The 17,509-nt window shown below is 69.9% G+C and carries 16 protein-coding genes and 1 pseudogene; 8 read left to right on the top strand and 9 right to left on the bottom strand.

What is annotated here, in order from left to right; all coding sequences use genetic code 11:
- The first annotated feature begins 599 nt into the window (after nucleotides 1-599).
- Both AOQ53_RS38625 and AOQ53_RS38620 read left to right on the top strand, forming a co-directional pair.
- The gene (locus tag AOQ53_RS38625) at nucleotides 600-1,439 is read left to right on the top strand and encodes a C40 family peptidase (RefSeq protein WP_059424643.1); all 840 of its coding nucleotides are present in this window, start codon (nucleotides 600-602) and stop codon (nucleotides 1,437-1,439) included.
- Between the two features lie 429 nt (nucleotides 1,440-1,868).
- A pseudogene (locus tag AOQ53_RS38620) lies at nucleotides 1,869-2,455 on the top strand (peptide deformylase).
- A 34-nt stretch (nucleotides 2,456-2,489) separates the two neighbouring features.
- On the opposite strand, the gene AOQ53_RS38615 reads toward AOQ53_RS38620, so the two are convergent.
- On the bottom strand, nucleotides 2,490-3,782 hold the full coding sequence (locus AOQ53_RS38615; protein WP_059424641.1) for a geranylgeranyl reductase family protein: 1,293 nt from the start codon (nucleotides 3,780-3,782) through the stop codon (nucleotides 2,490-2,492).
- 96 nt (nucleotides 3,783-3,878) lie between these two features.
- On the opposite strand from AOQ53_RS38615, the gene AOQ53_RS38610 reads away from it, so the two are divergent.
- Together AOQ53_RS38610 and AOQ53_RS38605 are read left to right on the top strand one after the other, a co-directional pair.
- Complete coding sequence (locus AOQ53_RS38610; RefSeq protein ID WP_059424640.1) at nucleotides 3,879-4,409, top strand: GNAT family N-acetyltransferase; 531 nt, start codon at nucleotides 3,879-3,881, stop codon at nucleotides 4,407-4,409.
- Nucleotides 4,410-4,519: 110 nt separating this feature from the next.
- The gene (locus AOQ53_RS38605; RefSeq protein WP_078945703.1) at nucleotides 4,520-4,855 is read left to right on the top strand and encodes a PASTA domain-containing protein; all 336 of its coding nucleotides are present in this window, start codon (nucleotides 4,520-4,522) and stop codon (nucleotides 4,853-4,855) included.
- Here the strand turns inward: AOQ53_RS38605 and AOQ53_RS38600 are convergent.
- Entirely contained in the window at nucleotides 4,842-5,537 is a 696-nt protein-coding gene (locus tag AOQ53_RS38600; RefSeq protein ID WP_059424639.1) for a demethylmenaquinone methyltransferase, read from the bottom strand. The genes AOQ53_RS38605 and AOQ53_RS38600 overlap by 14 nt on opposite strands.
- A 295-nt stretch (nucleotides 5,538-5,832) precedes the next feature.
- On the opposite strand from AOQ53_RS38600, the gene AOQ53_RS38595 reads away from it, so the two are divergent.
- Nucleotides 5,833-6,870, top strand: a complete 1,038-nt coding sequence (locus tag AOQ53_RS38595) for a chitinase (RefSeq protein WP_059424638.1) — start codon at nucleotides 5,833-5,835, stop codon at nucleotides 6,868-6,870.
- Between the two features lie 19 nt (nucleotides 6,871-6,889).
- Here AOQ53_RS38595 and AOQ53_RS38590 read toward each other — a convergent pair whose 3' ends face one another.
- From AOQ53_RS38590 to AOQ53_RS47190, 5 genes are all read right to left on the bottom strand, one after another.
- Nucleotides 6,890-7,336 (bottom strand): hypothetical protein, encoded by a 447-nt coding sequence (locus AOQ53_RS38590; protein ID WP_059424636.1) that lies wholly within the window; start codon nucleotides 7,334-7,336, stop codon nucleotides 6,890-6,892.
- An 18-nt stretch (nucleotides 7,337-7,354) separates the two neighbouring features.
- Nucleotides 7,355-8,554, bottom strand: a complete 1,200-nt coding sequence (gene mqnC, locus AOQ53_RS38585; protein WP_059424634.1) for a cyclic dehypoxanthinyl futalosine synthase — start codon at nucleotides 8,552-8,554, stop codon at nucleotides 7,355-7,357.
- Between the two features lie 183 nt (nucleotides 8,555-8,737).
- The gene (locus AOQ53_RS38580) at nucleotides 8,738-9,511 is read right to left on the bottom strand and encodes a prepilin peptidase (RefSeq protein WP_059424633.1); all 774 of its coding nucleotides are present in this window, start codon (nucleotides 9,509-9,511) and stop codon (nucleotides 8,738-8,740) included.
- The gene (locus tag AOQ53_RS38575) at nucleotides 9,508-12,501 is read right to left on the bottom strand and encodes a bacterial transcriptional activator domain-containing protein (RefSeq protein ID WP_059424631.1); all 2,994 of its coding nucleotides are present in this window, start codon (nucleotides 12,499-12,501) and stop codon (nucleotides 9,508-9,510) included. Before AOQ53_RS38575 ends, AOQ53_RS38580 begins: the two co-directional genes overlap by 4 nt.
- A 248-nt stretch (nucleotides 12,502-12,749) precedes the next feature.
- The gene (locus AOQ53_RS47190; RefSeq protein WP_236711960.1) at nucleotides 12,750-13,073 is read right to left on the bottom strand and encodes a hypothetical protein; all 324 of its coding nucleotides are present in this window, start codon (nucleotides 13,071-13,073) and stop codon (nucleotides 12,750-12,752) included.
- A 135-nt stretch (nucleotides 13,074-13,208) separates the two neighbouring features.
- Here AOQ53_RS47190 and AOQ53_RS47185 point away from each other — a divergent pair, with 135 nt between their 5' ends.
- Nucleotides 13,209-13,487 carry a hypothetical protein gene (locus AOQ53_RS47185; protein WP_236711959.1) on the top strand — a complete coding sequence of 93 codons (279 nt, stop codon included), beginning with the start codon at nucleotides 13,209-13,211 and terminating at the stop codon, nucleotides 13,485-13,487.
- Nucleotides 13,488-14,126: 639 nt separating this feature from the next.
- On the opposite strand, the gene AOQ53_RS38565 is transcribed toward AOQ53_RS47185, so the two are convergent.
- Entirely contained in the window at nucleotides 14,127-14,489 is a 363-nt protein-coding gene (locus tag AOQ53_RS38565; RefSeq protein ID WP_059424629.1) for a hypothetical protein, read from the bottom strand.
- 236 nt (nucleotides 14,490-14,725) lie between these two features.
- Entirely contained in the window at nucleotides 14,726-14,884 is a 159-nt protein-coding gene (locus AOQ53_RS47180) for a hypothetical protein (RefSeq protein WP_236711958.1), read from the bottom strand.
- 312 nt (nucleotides 14,885-15,196) lie between these two features.
- Here AOQ53_RS47180 and AOQ53_RS38560 point away from each other — a divergent pair, with 312 nt between their 5' ends.
- Nucleotides 15,197-15,847, top strand: coding sequence for a hypothetical protein (locus tag AOQ53_RS38560; RefSeq protein ID WP_059424628.1), 651 nt, complete (start codon nucleotides 15,197-15,199; stop codon nucleotides 15,845-15,847).
- Between the two features lie 221 nt (nucleotides 15,848-16,068).
- The gene (locus AOQ53_RS38555) at nucleotides 16,069-16,950 is read left to right on the top strand and encodes a hypothetical protein (RefSeq protein WP_236711957.1); all 882 of its coding nucleotides are present in this window, start codon (nucleotides 16,069-16,071) and stop codon (nucleotides 16,948-16,950) included.
- The last annotated feature ends 559 nt before the right edge of the window (nucleotides 16,951-17,509 follow it).

Below are 17,509 nucleotides of genomic sequence, written 5' to 3'. Positions count from 1 at the left end.
GCCCAACCGCGTGCATCTTATGCCCGACCCTCTGTGATCTGCGACACGGGGTATTACACAAGCTTTGTGATCTCCACCACCTGACGATCGATCATGAAGTCGGATGAGCGGTGATCTTCACACCCGAAGCGTCCGAGTGATCACCAGAGGTGACATTTTGCCTTGTCAGCGCAGGCCGGAGAGGGCGTCTCAATATCAAGAGTGTTCCCTTGCATGCAAATTGGCGATGGGCTTGATCTCTTGATAGAGGCGCGTTCACACATCAGAGGGCGCGCGAAACGGGGTGTGGACGCGTGCATCCGTTCACGATCTTCGCGAGGCTGTGATCCGGCCGTGATCTACGGCGCCGGACGCGTCCGCCTCGGCAACCGTTCCGTGACCTCCGTCACACGCATGGGAGGCTCATGAGAACGGGGCTTGGCCAATCAACCCAACCGATGGTAGGTGCGGGGCAATTCGGGCGTATTGATCAAAGACCGTGATCACAGGCCGGTCACGGGAAGTCCACAATGTCCGTTAAGGCGTCAATAAAGGGCCTCGCACGGGGGTTTTGAGGGCCCGATTGAACAACTGTGGCGCAGCACACGTTTCTTGAAGATATGAAGGAGCCCCTGGTACCGGTTGTTCCCATGTCCCACACCGCTCACATACGCAGCCACCGGAAACCCCGCCGCAGCGCGACCTCTTCGATCGCCGTGCGTGCCGGAGTTGCCGGTGGCGTTCTCAGCATGGCAGCGGCGGGTGCCTCGGCCTCGGCGAGCGCCGCCGAGCCGGTCACCCAGACCATCGAACTGCCCACCCTGACGGCCGACCTGTCCGCCCAGGTCGCCCAGTCCGCTGCCGCCACCCAGCAGGCGGCCGCGAACTACGAACTGCGCGCCGAGCGTGACGCCGCCGCCGCCGAGGCGGCCGCCGAGGCCAAGAAGGACCTCGCCGAGGCGAAGAAGAAGGCGGAGGCCAAGAAGAAGGCCGCCGAGGCCGCCCGCAAGGCCGCCGCCGAGCGCGCCGCGCGCAACGCCGAGCGCGCCACGCTCACCGCCTCCGCGTCCGCGTCCGCCTCCACGTCGGTGTCGGCGCCCTCCAGCGGCAGCGTCGCGACCGTCATCGCCTTCCTGAAGGCCCAGGTGGGCGACGCCTACGTCATGGGCGCCACCGGTCCCAACGCCTGGGACTGCTCCTCCCTCGTGCAGGCCGCGTACAAGCAGGTTGGTGTGGACCTGCCGCGCGTCTCGCAGGACCAGTCGATGGCCGGCACGGACGTCCCGCTGTCCGACATCCAGGTCGGCGACATCCTCTACTGGGGCGGCAAGGGCTCCGCGTACCACGTGGGTGTCTACATCGGCGACGGCCAGTACCTGGACGCGGCCAACCCGTCCAAGGGCGTCGTCATCCAGGACCTGTCGGGCTACCCGGCGTCGGGCGCGGTGCGCGTCCTCTGATGCCGCGCTTGCACTGAATTCACGCATAACGGGTCAGAGGGCCGTTGCCGCTCGGGGTAACGGCCCTCCCGGACTGTCCCGAACACCCCCGGAAGGCCGTCAAGGCCCTCCAGGGCCTCTCAGGGTGCCCGCCCGAGGCCGAAGGCGCTCGGCAGCCCCAGCCGGTACCACAGTTCGTCCACGCGCTTCAGAGGCTCCAGCTCCGGCGGCCGGCACAGCTCCCAGACCCGGCAGCACTCGGCGTCCGAATTGTCCGCCTCCAGCAGGGCGTTGACGGCGTGCCTCGCGGACGTTCGGGCGGTCGGGCGGTTGCCGTGGGTGCCCGTGGGGTGGACGAGGCGCGGTTCTGCGGGTCGGGGCCGCCCAGGCCCGTCACCGCCGGGTCCATGAGCCAGCCCAGCCGGTCCTCGTCCCGCAGGGTCGTCTTCGATGATCGCGGAGAGACAGTCGCGGGCCTGGCCGTCGCCGGAATCGCGCGAGAAGTCCCGTACGTCCGAGAACTGGCACAAGCCGTGCCGGGACGTCACCGAGTTCGGTCCCGACCTCGCCGCACTGATCGACGACATGTTCCTGACGATGCACATCGCGGACGGGGCCGGACTCGCGGCGAACCGGGTCGGGGTCGATCTGCGGCTGTGCGCGCACGACCGCCCGGAAGACGACGGGGTGCGGCACGTCGGGCACATCGCAATCCGGCGCTGGAGCCGCTCGACCCGGCGGGCCGGCCGCTGCTCGACGAGGGCGAGGAGCGCCTGTCGGTGCCGGGCGCCACGATGGACGTACCTCGTCCGGACCGGGCCGTGGTGCGAGGGTACGACCGGGACGGCGAACCGCTCGTCATCGAGGGCACGGGCTACTTCGCCCGCTGCCCGGCGCACGGGACCGACCATGTGAACGGGCGGGTGTACCTGGACCGCCCCCCGGCGGGAGCGAAGGGCGCGCTGCGGCGGATGGCGGACCGGCGCGAGGCGGTGTTCGCGCGCCGGGCCGCCGACGTCGCGGCTCTGAGCGGCTGACCGGGCCTTCGGCGCCGAAGGCCCGCGTGCCTGGTCAGGCCTTCGGTGCCACCTTGCTCAGGCCGTTGATGATGCGGTCCATCGCGTCGCCCCCGGTCGGGTCGGTGAGGTTCGCGAGGAGCTTCAGCGTGAACTTCATCAGCAGCGGGTGCGTGAGTCCGCGCTGGGCCGCGATCTGCATGACCTTCGGGTTGCCGATGAGCTTCACGAAGGCCCGGCCGAGCGTGTAGTAGCCGCCGTAGGTGTCCTTCAGGACGCGCGGGTAGCGCTGGAGGGCCAGTTCACGCCCCGCGGGGGTCGAGCGCGCGTGGGCCTGGACGATGACGTCGGCGGCGATCTGGCCGGACTCCATGGCGTAGGCGATGCCCTCGCCGTTGAAGGGGTTCACCAGGCCGCCGGCGTCGCCCACCAGCAGCAGCCCCTTGGTGTAGTGGGGCTGGCGGTTGAAGGCCATGGGGAGGGCGGCGCCGCGGATGGGCCCGGTCATGTTGTCGGGGGTGTACCCCCAGTCCTCCGGCATGGACGCGCACCAGGCCTTCAGGACCTCGCGCCAGTCCAGCTCCTTGAAGGAGTCGGAGGTGTTCAGCACGCCCAGGCCGACGTTCGAGGTGCCGTCGCCCATGCCGAAGATCCAGCCGTAGCCGGGGAGGAGTCGGTCGACGGGGCCGCGGCGGTCCCACAGCTCCAGCCACGACTCCAGGTAGTCGTCCTCGTGGCGGGGGCTCGTGAAGTACGTCCGCACGGCCACGCCCATCGGGCGGTCCTCGCGGCGGTGCAGGCCCATCGCGAGGGACAGGCGCGTGGAGTTGCCGTCGGCGGCCACGACGAGCGGGGCGCGGAAGGTGACCTCGCGCTTCTCCTCTCCCAGCTTGGCGTGCACCCCGGTGATACGGCCCGTGCGCTCGTCCAGGATCGGCGCGCCCACGTTGCACCGCTCGAACAGCCTGGCGCCCGCCTTCTGGGCCTGCCGGGCGAGTTGCTCGTCGAAGTCGTCACGCTTGCGGACGAGGCCGTAGTCGGGGAAGGAGGCGAGATCCGGCCAGTCGAGCTGGAGCCGCACCCCTCCGCCGATGATCCTGAGGCCCTTGTTGCGCAGCCAGCCGGCCTCCTCCGAGATGTCGATGCCCATCGCCACCAGCTGCTTGACGGCGCGTGGGGTGAGGCCGTCGCCGCAGACCTTCTCGCGCGGGAACTCGGTCTTCTCCAGCAGAAGGACGTCGAGTCCCGCCTTGGCGAGGTGGTAGGCGGTCGTGGAGCCGGCCGGCCCCGCGCCCACGACGATCACATCGGCGGTGTTCTCGGAGAGCGGCTCGGTCACGACGGTCACGGCGGGATCTCCCCAAGTTCGAAATCTGCGTGCCGACCGGCACAGGACATGGGCAGTCTATGCAGCGGCATTCATCACCGGCCGAAGGGCTGCCTCATGCACCGAGCTCTCCCCGCCGTGCGGCTTCGCGTCCCCACCCACGAGGACGCGTTCGTCTGGCACCGGCTCTTCGACGACCCGGACGTCATGGAGTTCCACGGCGGCAGGGCCGCGGAGTTGTCGGTCTACGAGGAGCTCACCGCCCGCCAGCGCCGGCACGACGCCGAGCTCGGTTTCTGCCTGTGGAGCATGCTCGACGAGTCCGGGCAGGTGATCGGCTTCACGGGCGCCCAGCCATGGGAGCGGGGCTGGGGGCCGACGGGCCAGATCGAGATCGGCTGGCGGCTGGGCCGGGAGCACTGGGGCAAGGGCTATGTCACCGCGGCCGCCCGGCAGACGCTGGAGCGGACGCGGGCGGCCGGCGTACCGGGCCTGGTGGCGATGGTCGACGCCCGCAACACCCGGTCCATCGCGGTCGCGCGGCGGCTGGGAATGCGCCTCGCCGAGACGTTCACGACACCGGCCTCGGAGCGGTCGGGGCACTGCTACCGGCTCGACCTCCGGCCACCGTCTACTGACGCTGCGTAGTCGACTGTCACAGAAAGGCATCTGTCGCTTCCGGCCGGTGTGGAGCGGGAGTTACCCTGCCTGTACCGCTGGGGGTGACATCTGTGCACATATCCCGCAAAACACCCGAAGTGCGTGTACCGCGTCTCGTGGGCCTGATGGCAGTGGACGCGCGGGAGACGGCCCGGGCGCAGGGCCTGCTCCTCAACGCACCGGACCGGCCCGACTTCCATCTCGCCGTCGTCGACTACGTCGTACGCCAGTATCCGCAGCCCGGTGCCGAGGTGCCGCGGGAGTCGATGGTCTACGTGTGGTTCGGCTTCGGCCCCGGCGAGGGCGGCGGGGGCGTGCACGAGCCGCGGCTCCCGAGGCCGCCCAGGGGTGGTCTCCAGCGGGAGCTGGACGAGCCCGGCGACCCGTACAGGGCTCTCAGCTCCCCTTGGCGCCAGTCGGTCAGCTGTCCTTGAAGCCCCGGTGCAGGGCGACGATCCCGCCGCTCAGGTTGCGCCAGGCCACCCGCGACCAGCCGGCCTTGCCCAGCCGCTCGGCCAGCGCGGGCTGGTCGGGCCAGGCCCGGATGGACTCGGCGAGATAGACGTAGGCGTCGGGGTTGGAGGACACGGCCCGCGCCACCGGCGGCAGGGCGCGCATCAGGTACTCGGTGTAGACGGTGCGGAACGGCGCCCAGGTGGGGTGCGAGAACTCGCAGATCACGACCCGTCCACCGGGCCGGGTCACCCGGTACATCTCCCGCAGGGCGGCGTCCGTGTCCTGCACGTTGCGCAGCCCGAAGGAGATGGTGACGGCATCGAAGGTGTCGTCCTTGAAGGGCAGCCGCGTCGCGTCACCGGCGGTGTAGGGCAGCCAGGGCTGCCGCTGCTTGCCGACCCGGAGCATGCCCTGGGAGAAGTCGCACGGGACGACGTACGCGCCGGTCCGGGCGAAGGGCAGCGAGGACGTGCCCGTGCCCGCCGCCAGGTCGAGGACCTTCTGCGCCGGGCGCGCGTCGACCGCCTTGGCGACCTCCTTGCGCCATCGCCGGTCCTGGCCGAGGGACAGCACGTCGTTGGTCAGGTCGTACCGTTCCGCCACGTCGTCGAACATCGAGGCGACTTCGTGCGGCTGCTTGTCCAGGGATGCGCGGGTCACGGGCCCATTGTTGCAGTACGCCGCACGGGAGAAGCCGCGGCTTCCACCGTGACCAGAGGCAGATCGTCACCGTCCCGGCGTTGAAAACGGCCACGAGGCGGTCCGGCCCACGGAGGTACGTTTGCGGTGGCGATCGCGAGTGGGGCGGCGTTCGACGACGAGGTCGGAACGCATTCGCCGGACACAAAAACCTGCGCATCGCGGTGTGAGCGCCCGGCCTCGTGAGACGTTTGCTGCCGGGAAACGTACTTGGTGTGCGTACCCCTGAGGTCGCACGAGAACGGGAGCGCGTGCCATGAGCAGTCACCGGAAGCCGGCGGCGGTCGGACTGGGCTGCCTGATCGCCCTGGTCACCACGGCGTGCTCCGAACAGGGCGAGGCGGCCCGCGCGGCGCCCTCGCTGCCGGCCGCGACCGGCACCTCGCCGCCTGCCTCCTCCTCGCCCCCTGCCGAATCCGGCACCGCGTACGCCCCGTACGTGAGCGCCACCGAGGCCGCCGGCACCGACTTTGCCGGCTCCCCGACGACGTACAACCTCGCCTTCGTCCTGGCCGACGGCGACGACTGCACCCCGCGCTGGGACGGCACCCACGCCATCGGCGACCCGGCGGTGAAATCCCGGATAGCGCGGCTGGAGAAGAACGGCGGCCAGGTCCGGGTCTCCTTCGGCGGCGCCTCCGGCAAGGAGCTCGCGGCGGCCTGCGAGAGCGCGACGGAACTGGCGGCGGCGTACGGCAAGGCCCTCGACGCGGCCGGTGCCACCCGGGCCGACTTCGACGTCGAGGGCGACGAGCTGGCCGACTCCGCGTCCGTCGCCCTGCGTTCGAAGGCGATCGCGCTGCTCCAGAAGGAGCGTACGGATCTGGAGGTCTCCTTCACGCTCCCGGTCATGCCCTCGGGCCTGGGCAAGGACAGCCTGGCGCTGCTCGGCTCCGCCGACGACAACGGCGTCCGCATCGCCACGGTCAACCTGATGACGATGAACTACGGCACGTCGTACGACGGCGACATGGGCGGCTACGCGCTCACGGCCGCCAAGGCCGCGCACACCCAGCTGAAGAAGGTCTTCGGCACATCGGACGCGGCCGCGTGGCAGGGCATGGCGCTCACCTCGATGATCGGCGTCAACGACGTCGACGGCGAGACCTTCACGCTCGCCGACGCGGCCGAGGTCCGGGCCTTCGCCGAGGAGAAGGGCGTCGGGTGGGTGTCGATGTGGTCGGCCGCGCGGGACCGGCAGTGCGCGAACGGCTCCAAGTCCGGCCAGCCGGCGACCGATTGCAGTGGGGTGACGCAGAGTTCGGGGGCGTTCGGAGAGGCGTTCGCGGGCTGACGGATAATAAGGGCGCCGCTCAGCGCCGCCGATGCACGAGCCGCCCCGCACACACCGTCACCACGCACTCCCCCGCCTCGTCGAAGACGGCGAGGTCGGCGCGGCCGGTCGGGACGATCGCGGTGCGGCGCGCACTCGGCAGGACGACGACGTCGTTGCGGTCGGCGGCGGAGCGGAGTTCCGGCGAGTCGACGTACTCCTCCAGAACCGCGACCGCGCCGAGCTTCAGCACCTCGTGGACGCGTTCGCGGGGGCTGGGGGCGTCCGGGAGCGGGCCCTCGTGGACCCGGGCGGGACCGAGGGTCCCGGGCCACCTGCGAATCCGGGCCCGGGGGAACGCCTCGCGTACGTCGTCGAGCTTTCCGACGGCACCGATCCGGTCCCGTCCGACGGCCACGGCACCGCCCTTGACGGGCTCGGAGTCCCAGGTGACGCGGACGGCGTCGGCCGTGTGAATGGTTTCCAACTACCTCTCCGTGCCAGCTCAGTTGGGGGCGAGCAGCTTCAGCTCGGGGTGAGCCGTGCCGCCTTCGATGGCCGTGGAGGAGATGTGCGAGACCACGCGGTCGTCGACGGGGTCGTTCGCCGGGTCGTCGTGGACGACGAGGTGCTCGTACGTGGTCGACCGCTGCGCGGGCACCCGCCCGGCCTTCCGGATCAGGTCGATGATCTCCATCCGGTTGGACCGGTGCTTGGCGCCCGCGGAGGAGACGACGTTCTCCTCCAGCATGATCGAGCCGAGGTCGTCGGCGCCGTAGTGCAGGGAGAGCTGCCCGACCTCCTTGCCCGTGGTCAGCCACGAGCCCTGGATGTGGGCGATGTTGTCCATGAACAGCCGGGCGATCGCGATCATCCGCAGGTACTCGAAGAGGGTCGCCTGCGTCCGGCCCTTCAGGTGGTTGTTCTCGGGCTGGTAGGTGTACGGGATGAAGGCGCGGAAGCCGCCCGTGCGGTCCTGGACGTCCCGGATCATCCGCAGGTGCTCGATGCGCTCGGCGTTGGTCTCGCCGGTGCCCATGAGCATGGTCGACGTGGACTCCACGCCCAGGCCGTGCGCGATCTCCATGATCTCCAGCCAGCGCTCGCCGGACTCCTTCAGCGGGGCGATGGCCTTGCGGGGCCGCTCGGGCAGCAGCTCGGCGCCGGCACCGGCGAAGGAGTCGAGCCCGGCGGCGTGGATGCGCTGGATGGCCTCCTCGACCGACACCTTCGAGATCCGGGCCATGTGCTCGACCTCGGACGCCCCCAGGCTGTGGATGACCAGCTGCGGGAAGGCCTGCTTGATCGCGGAGAAGTGCTTCTCGTAGTACTCGACGCCGTAGTCCGGGTGGTGTCCGCCCTGGAACATGATCTGGGTGCCGCCCAGCTCGACCGTCTCGGCGCACCGGCGCAGGATGTCGTCCAGGTCGCGGGTCCAGCCCTTGTCGGTGTCCTTGGGGGCGGCGTAGAAGGCGCAGAAGCGGCACGCCGTGACGCAGACGTTCGTGTAGTTGATGTTGCGCTCGATGATGTACGTCGCGATGTGCTCGGTGCCGGCGTACCTGCGGCGGCGTACGGCGTCGGCGGCGGCGCCCAGCGCGTGCAGCGGGGCGTCCCGGTACAGCAGGAGCGCCTCGTCGGGGGTGATCCGCCCACCGGCGGCAGCACGGTCGAGGATGGGCTGAAGGTCGGCCTTCTCGGTCACCGGGCGTCCCTTTCGTAAGGGTTGTGGACGGACCAGCCCAGCGTACGCCAGCCGTTCGGGCGGCTGGACGCCAGGCCTTGGGCCCTGAGGACGTCAGGCCCTGGGGTGTTGGAGCCTTGGGAACGTCAGGCCTTGCGGCCTTGGGAACGTCAGGCCTTGGCAGGCCTTCAGGCACCGAGTGCGTCAGGCCGCGTACGCCCCGGCCAGCAGTCCGAGGAACGCGCCGGAGATCAGGAACGGCCCGAAGGGGATGGCCGTCTTGCGCCCGGCCCGCCGCGCGACGACGAGGGCACCGCCGTACAGCGCCCCGAGCAGGAACCCGGCGAACGTGCCGAGCATCACCGTCGGCCAGCCGTACCAGCCGAGTACCGCCCCCGCGCCCAGAGCGAGCTTGACGTCGCCGAAGCCCATCCCCGCGGGGTTGATGAGGAACAGCACGAAGTAGCCGCCGCCCAGCGCGAGCGAGCCGAGCAGGGCGGTCGTCCACTGTCCCGCGTGCTCGGGCACGAGCGCGGTGAGGCCGAGCAGGACGAGCGCGGCCGCGGCGAACGGGAGCGTGAGCGGGTCGGGCAGCCTCCGCACCCGGAAGTCGACGGCTGTCAGCAGCACCCCGACGGGCGCGAGCAGCAGCCACACCCCGAGCTCGGGCCGGGTGCCGGTGGCGGCGGCGAGGGCGGCGCAGACGAGGGCGGTGGCGATCACCAGTGGTGTCGTACGCGGCCCGTATCCGGCCTCCTCACACTCTGCGCCCTTCGCGCCCTTCGCGCCCTCCGCGCCTTCCGCGCACTCCGGGCACGAGGCCCGTCCCAGCCAGCCCTTGAGGGCGTGCCCGCCGGGGCACCGCTCCCGCCAGGGCTCCCCCGAGGGAGCCGAGAACCGGTAGGCCGCACGCGGCAGAAACGCACCCGCCGCCGCGCCCCACAGCGCGGCGGCGATGACCAGCGTCCCGGTGTTCATCCCACCGCGGCGATCGCGTCGCGCCACGTCGGCAGCAGCTCGTCGAGCAGTGCCTCGGTGCGCGGCGGCAGGCCGCGGGCCCCGCTGCGGCCGATGAGATCGGTGGCGAGCGCGGTCAGGCGGGACGTGTCGCCGGTGGCGTGGGTGGCGCGCAGCAGCTCGTGCCACAGGCGCTCGTCGGCCGGGGCGGTGCGCAGGGCCGCGTTGAGCGCCTCGATGGCCTTCTCGGCGCGGTTCTTCTCCATGTGGAACTCGCACAGCGCGAGCCCGGTGTCCGCGACGAGCAGCGGCAGCTGGGCGTCGACGATCTCGTGGGTGAGCCACCGGTAGCGGCCCTCGGGCCGGTCGGCGAGCAGCGGCCCGCGCACCAGCACGAGCGCGTCGGTGAGCAGCCGCCCGCGCACGGCCCGGCTGTCGACGCCCTTGCCCTGCGTGGCCTCGTGGTAGAGGGACCGCAGTACGTCCAGGTCGGAGACGACGGACTTGGCGAGCGTGAGCCGGCCGCTGCCGTCGGTGCCGAGGCGGGGCGTGCCGTCCGGGTCGGCGCCGAGCCAGTCGCGCAGCCGGTCCAGCAGCGCGTTGCGTACGTCGTCGGTGACGCCGCGCGGCCACAGCGCCGAGGACAGCACCCGCGGGTGCACACCCTCGCGGTGCAGGAGGAGCAGGGCGAGCGCCTCGTGGAGGAGGGCGCTGCGGTCCCCGTCCGGGGTGTCGAGGCCGATGATCTCGTACGGCCCGACGAGCCGGGCGTAGACGGCCGGCCGCCCCTGCTCGCTGATGTCGACGAGGAACGGCGGCCTGTTGGCCGGGCCGCCCTCGGGCCGGTTCTCGGGGTCGGCGTCGACGAACAGCTCGACCACGGCCCGCTGCTGGGCGGCGGGCAGCAACTGGGCGTCGAGTTCGAGCCCGAGGAGGGGCGCGAGCAGCTTGCCCTGGCCGGTGATCTCCATCTCCCAGGCGGCGCCCGGCAGATCGCCGGTCTCGGTGCCGACGAGGTAGCCGATGCCGAGACGGCCGGCGTCGGCGGCGAGTTCGGCGAGCTTGACGGCGTCCTCGGCGGACGGCTGGGCGGCGAGCAGGACCAGGTGCGGGGCCCAGCGGGTGTGCTGCGCGGGCCCGGTACGCCCGGTGAGGACGGAGTCGTGCCCGGCCGCGCCCAGGGCGCCCCGCCGCTGCCGCGTCTCGGCCTCCATGGTCTCGACGAGCGCCTCGACGTCCTCCAGGTGCCGGATGCGGTTCGGGGCGAGCGGGGTGAGGTCCTCCCCGAAGCCGACGAGGGTGATGGTCATGCGGTCGGACCAGCCGTTGGTCGCCAACTCGGCGGCGACGGAGGCGAAGACGGCGGCCCGGTCGGCCTCCCGGCCGCTCAGCGAGACGATGCCGGGCACGGCCTCCAGGTTGAGCAGCAGCCGTGAGTCGTCCATGGTGCCGAGGCTCACCAGGCCCGGGTAGGGCGCGGCCGTGTCGACGTCCTCGTAGCGCTCGGCGTCGGTCCGGGCCAGCATCCAGAAGGTCTGGTCCTGCCCCTGCTGCCAGGGGGCGGGCGGCTTCCCGGCGGGCTGGGCGAGTTGGAGGTGCAGGTCGCCGTTGCTGAGCCAGGCGGCGTACACGACCGGCAGCGCCCGCGACTCCTCGGCGAGGGAAGCGGCGAGACCGCGCAGGCTCCGGTCGAGCAGCCGCACGCCCTCGGGGTCGGCACCGACGAGCAGCGCGTCCTGGACGTCCTGCGCGTCCCCGCTCGGCGTGGGCGGCTCCATACCACGCCGCCCGCCGACGGCCCCGAACGCCGACTGCCAGAGCGCCTGCCGGCGCCGCCGCCCCAGGGCACCGAGGAGACCGGCGGCGAGGAGGGGAGCGGTGAGGAGGGCCTCGGGCAGACCGAAGGAGCTGCCGGACTCGGCGTCGACGCCGGTGGCCTGCTGGTGACCGGCGTCGGGAGCGGGCCGCTGCTCGGGCAGGGAGACCTGGGAGGTGGAAGGACCACCACCGACGTGCTCGTGCCCACCACCCTGGGCACCACTGCCCCCGGCACCGCCCTGCGCGTGATCGCCGGTCTGGGCGTAGTCGCTGATCTGCTGCTGCACGTCCGGGGACACGTTGGGAGCCTCGTCGGGCATCTCGACGAGCTCGCCGCCGCGCGCGTCGCCCGGCATCTCCATGATCCATCCGGGCCGGATGAGACTGGCCTCGGAGAGCCTGGACCCGTCCGGCTGGACGCGGTCCTTGTTGAGCTCGAAGATCTCCTTGTAGCGACGCCCGTCACCGAGGTGCCGTTCCGCTATCTCCCACAGGGAGTCGTGGTGACGCCCCTCGGGCGGCTGGATCCGGTAGTACTTCGTGTCGCCCTGCTTGGCGGTGCTGCCACCGGCGCCGGCGTGCGAGGCGGCGTGCGAGGCCTGCTCGGCGAGGGCGGCCGCGGTGTCGGCGGCCTGCTCCTGCTGCTGGGCGAAGAGACCCGGGGTCTGCTGGGCCGCGGCGGAGGCGGGCTTCTGATTGGCGTCGTAGCCGCTCTGCCCGAGCTGCGACAGCCCGGGCGCGAAGCTGGCCGCGGTGGCGCCGACGAGCAGCAGCGCGGCGACGAGCTGCCGGGCGAGCAACTGACTGGGCCCGGCCCCCGGCACCCGCCCCGGCACACCGACACCGGACAGCGCGGCCTTCATCTCCACCAGCACGCAGGCGGTGAACTGGGCCCAGGCGAGCCACACCACGACGGTGAGGATGTTCAGAAACGTATCGACGGTGATCTCTTGCTGAAGCCAGTCGAGGCTCGGCACCCCGTTCGGCAACGGCCACCCGATCTGCGTGGCCAGCGCACCGGGCACACCGACGAGGAGAACGGCCAGGGCGACGAACGCGAAGAACGCCCTGACGAAGTCCCCGAACGACCGCCGCCGGATCGTCACCGGCTGCGGCGTCCGATTCCTAGGTGCCGTCGTTCCCGACGTGCTTCCCGTCGAGCTTGACGAGCTTGAGGTGCGGCGTCGCGGCATGGCGGGTGTCCTGGGGTCGTGTATGGAGTGCGGTGAGGCGAACTGTGGGCCGAGGGGTGTGCTGAGCCTACAGAGATCTTATTGACTCTTATTGAGGTCGTCGAAGGGCGTAGGGAACGAACGCCGTTGACGTCCGATTTGCCCCGCCAGTCGTATGCGCCTGGCCGTGCGGCCGAGTCAACGGAATGACGTCCTTCGCAGCTGCCACGCGGACTCCTCACGTTCCGCACACAATCCGCCATGGCTGCTCAGGGGGCATGATCGACCGCTGACAGCTTCGTTCCCTGCCGCACACACGCACGACGACGATCGATCACCCGGGGGGGAACGCCCGTGGCCCGCCGCGCACTCACCACCACCGCCGCCGCACTCACCACGGCGGCGGCTCTTTTGCTCACCGCCTGCGGCGGGGGCGAGGACAAGTCGCCGGAGGACATCAAGGGGGCGGAGAGCGGGTCGAGCAGCCCGTCGGCCTCCGTTTCGGCGTCGTCCGCGGCGTCCGAGGTCAAGCGCCCGGTGATCAAGCTTCCCAGCAGCTTCCAGCTGACCTTCGGGAACTGGACGAGCAGCAACCCCGTCGAGCAGGCCGTACTCAACGACGGCAAGGAGCAACTCCGGGCAGGGTACGCGGCGATCGTCGAGAACGACCCGGACAGCAAGGCCCGGGCCTTCTACGACACCGAGGCCGGCTTCTTGCAGAGCCAGCAGTGGATCAAGACTTACACGGACAAGAACTCACCGTCATCGGCAAGCTGCCCGTGTTCGACCCCAAGGTCACCATCGCCAAGGACAAGGCAGCGGCATCCCTCTCCTACTGCACCGATGAGAGCAAAGCCTCCACGAAGAGCCGCAAGACCGGCGAGGTCAAAGGGAACCCGGCCGGCACGGACCCCGAGGTTCTCTACGTGATTTCCATGGGCAAGAACGCCCAGGGTGTGTGGCAGGCAGTGTCCGCCCATTCGGAGAGGGGTGGCTGCGCGCAGTGAGGCCCTCACACGCCTCCCGGCCCCTCACGGTCGTCTCGCTCACCGTCGCCCTCCTCGGGCCCTTGCCTGCCCTCGCCCTCGCGGCGACGGCAGTTACGGCGGCGGAGCCAAGAACAACGTGATCTCCGCTTCCGCCTCGCAGTCCCGGATCAAGGTCACCCAAGTGAGCGGCCCCACCGGCGGAAAGCAGGGCACCGTCGCCTCAACGGACGGCTTGTCCGGCTCGGAGCAGGCGCCACCCTCCCGCGGATGTCGCCCGTTACCAGAAGCGGGCCTGTCGTTTTCCAAGGTCCTTCGCGACCTGCGCGATCGACTTCCCGGTCCCGGTCACGATCCGCGCAGGAAACCGCGTTCGCGGCGATGGACGACGTCGTGGTCGAACTGGAGGAACCCTCAGGCCGCGCAGGCGATGCAGGCGGCGAGTCCGGGCTGACACGGCCGGCTTCTTCAGAAAGCCGCCGGGACCCGCGCCGCACTCGTGGGGGCCCGGCCCGTCCCCGCCGTCCCCGTTCCGCACGTCGTCCGGGCGGGTGATTCCGGACGACTCCGGACGCAGCCGTCCGGCCGCCGTGTGCCGGCCTTCACGAGCGGGCCGTCATCTCGTCGGGCGAGCCGGACACGTCGAAGGCGGTCTGTGGATCAGGCGTCCATGTGGAACTCGTCGATGTCCCAGTGCTGGTTGCCCCGCTCGGTGAAGACCAGGACGTTCAGCCGACCGCTGTTGAAGTTGAAGTTGCAGGTCTTGGACTTGCCCTTGCCGCTCACCTTGCACACGCGGACGTTGTCCGAGGCGGGACCGAAGAGACTGACGGCGAAGCTGCGGCCGTCAGCCTTGAGGTCCTTGACCGTGACATTGTCGGTGGCCGAGTTGTACGACATGGAGCCCTGGGCGTACCGCTCGCTCGTGTTGCGAGCGTCGGCCGAACTCGTGCCCGCGCCGACCGTGAGGGCGAGGCTGAGGCCAGCAGCGGCGATCAGCGTCCGGCGTATGGACTTGTGCATGCGCGTTTCTCTCTGTTTGGCATGACCACGAAGCAGTGGTTCTCTCTGCGCAGATGCTAGTTGCGCGGCGCGACTCGGCCGCAGAGGGTCGTCCCCGATGACAGGCTGCACACCATTGATCCAAGACCTGACGCTTCATCACGAAAGCTTCAACCGACGGCAGTACGCCTCCAGCTGCCCGCCCTGCCCCGGCCCGGCAGACCCCGGCACCGGCGACAACGGCCTGTTCGTTGCTCTCAGGCGCCGTCGTCGGCGAACAGGTCCTCCACGTTCGTGGCATGGACCGCCCTCCGCGCCCAGACCTCGAGCCGCTGCGGGTCGGAGCACCCCTTCACCCGGTCACGGACGAACTCCGGCACCGGGATACCGGGCCAGTCGCGGATCCGGAGAACCATCGCTGCGGTTCCTCATCTGCACCTTCCAGATCTGCTTGGCCTGGCTGTCGACCACGCATGACTCGACGAACTGTGTGCGGTCAGCGAGTGCCAGCCGGGCAGGCCCATGCGGATCGGCCGCGTCGCCCAACGCGCCGTGGATCTGCTCTGGGTCAGGACGATCAGCACCGGTCTCAGCCCTCGGCGTTCGCAACCGCTACGCCACACTCCTCACCATCCCCACGCAATCCACTACCTGCTCTCAAGGGCCCGCCATGCCTCCCTGATAGCTTCGTTCTCTGCCGCATACACCGAACACGGGGGAGACGAACCGTGGCACGCCGCGCTCTGACCACCACCGCCGCACTCACCGCCACAGCGGCGCTGCTGCTCACCGCTTGCGGCGGAGGAGGCGACTCTTCGGGTGACATCAAGGGGGCGGACAAGGGGGCGAGCAGTCCGTCGGCTTCGCCATCGAAAGCTGCGGATGCGGATCGCCCCGATCTCAGCCTGCCGAAGGACCTGAAGATGGTCTTCGACTTCGACAAGCCGTCCGACAGCGATGAGGCGGCTGCGCTGGACGACTCTGCCCATTTCATCCGGGCGCTGAAGCACGCCATCGTCGCCCAGGACCCGAACGACTCGGCTTACCGGTTCTACTCCCGAGCCGGAGCTGCCAAGTACGCGAAGTCGCAGATAGAGGCGTGGGTGAAGGGCGGCTGGACCCCGACGGGCGAGGACCAGTACTACGACGCCGCCACGAGCAAGTCCGAGGACGCGAAAGCCGTCCTCGTCACCTTCTGCCGTAACCAGGCCAAGTCGTACAGCAGGGACGTCAAAACCAACAAGATCCATTACACGAAGGAAAGCCTCGCCAGTTACCTGAAGTACCGCATCCTGATGCAGCCCTCGGCCGACTCCCCTGGCATCTGGGAGGCACAGCAGATCGAGGTCGCGGGCAAGGCCAAGGAGTGTCAGCAGTGACGGGGACCGGACGAAGCGCAGCATGGACAGCGGCGCTGACTGCCACCGTGTTCTTGTGCTCGTCAGGCGCAGCCTTCGCCGACGAAGTACCGGCGCCCACGACGCCCAGTCAGCCCGCTGAGAAGCCCTCCGGTGACTCCAACGGCCGCACCCTGCTGGCGTCCGTCTCGCAATCCCGCATCCAGGTCAGTCACCCCGACGGCCGAACCGAACAAGGTTCCATGGACGAGCTGACGTCCGTCGACCCCAATTGGGAGCCCCCGGTCTGCTGGTACGAGCCGGTCTTCACTCCGGAAGGGCTCAAATCCGCGGTCGAGGACTTGCAGAAGAACGGCGGGATGGGCGCCGTCAACGCCCACGAGTGGTGGACCTCGGGCATCTTCGTCGATCACTACGACAAGGGTGAACCGGAGGACAACTTCGATCTCAAGTCGCCCACCAACAGCACCGCCGAGGGGTACAAGAACTACAACATCGGCAAGGAGGGCATGTTCTGGCGCAGTGTTGTCCGCAAGGGCCACGAGAACGACATCAAGGCCTGGGACTGCGGCCGGATCATGTTCTGGCAGGACGCCGGCACGATCCCGGACGACGAGCACGCGCCGACTCCTGAGACGCTTGCGGCGTACGCCTACGACAAGATCGAGGTGCCCAAGACCAAGATCGAGCTGAGGCCGGAGGCCAAGTCCACGGTGAACCTGCCCACTTGGGTGTGGCTGGACAAGGGCACCTTCAAGGACATCAAGGTCCGGGCCGAGCTTCCCGACACGGGGCTGTGGGCGGAGACGACGGCCAAGCCGGTGGCCCTGCACCTGGAACCGGGCACGGACGATGCCGAGACCTTCCCGGCCTCCGGTGACTGCGAGATCAACGAGGACGGCTCGATCGGAACCCCCTACGCCAAGGGCGACGCCGACAAGACCCCGCCTTGCGGTATCAGGTACCTGCGCGCCACGAACGGTGAGCCGTACCAGTTGAAGGCCAGCATCACCTGGCAGATCTCGTGGGAAGGCACGGGCGGCGCGAACGGTGACCTCCCGGATGGCGCCTTCGAAACGACCCAGGACATGAATGTCCAGGAGATCCAGTCGATCAACCGCTGACGCGACAGGAGCATCAGCGGCCGTCCCCGGGGAGCAGCGCGTCGAGCGCCCGGTCATGCGATCATCGCGAACGACCCGGACAGCGAGGCCGTCGCCTTCTACGACACCGAAGGGATCCGCGGGCAGACCAAGGAGTGGATCAAGTCCTACACGGACAAGAACCTCACCGTCATCGGCAAGCTGCCCGCCTTCAACCCCAAGGTCAACCTGGCCGAGACCGGCACGGGAGCGTCGCTCAGCTACTGCACGGACGAAAGCGAGGCGAAGACCAAGAACCGCAAGACCAGCAAGGTCGAGGGGAATCCGGCAGGCACGGACCCCTACGTTTTCTACTCGGTCTCCCTGGCGAAGAACGAGCAGGGCGTGTGGCAGAACGCGCAGGTGCGTTCCGAGCGAGGGGCATGCTCCAGGTAAGGACGCGGTACCGAGCGATACCGGGTCACGCAGACGAGCGGCCCCTGGCGACGGCCGAGGTCGAGTTGAAGCCGGCGGCCAGGTCGACGGTGAACCTGCCGACTTGGGTGTGGCTGGACATGGGCGCCTTCAAGGAGGTCAATCA

The organism is Streptomyces azureus, assembly GCF_001270025.1.
GTDB classification, from domain to species: Bacteria; Actinomycetota; Actinomycetes; order Streptomycetales; family Streptomycetaceae; genus Streptomyces; species Streptomyces azureus.
Note: the sequence above shows the minus strand (reverse complement) of the source record. Positions and strands in the feature narration are given on the sequence as shown.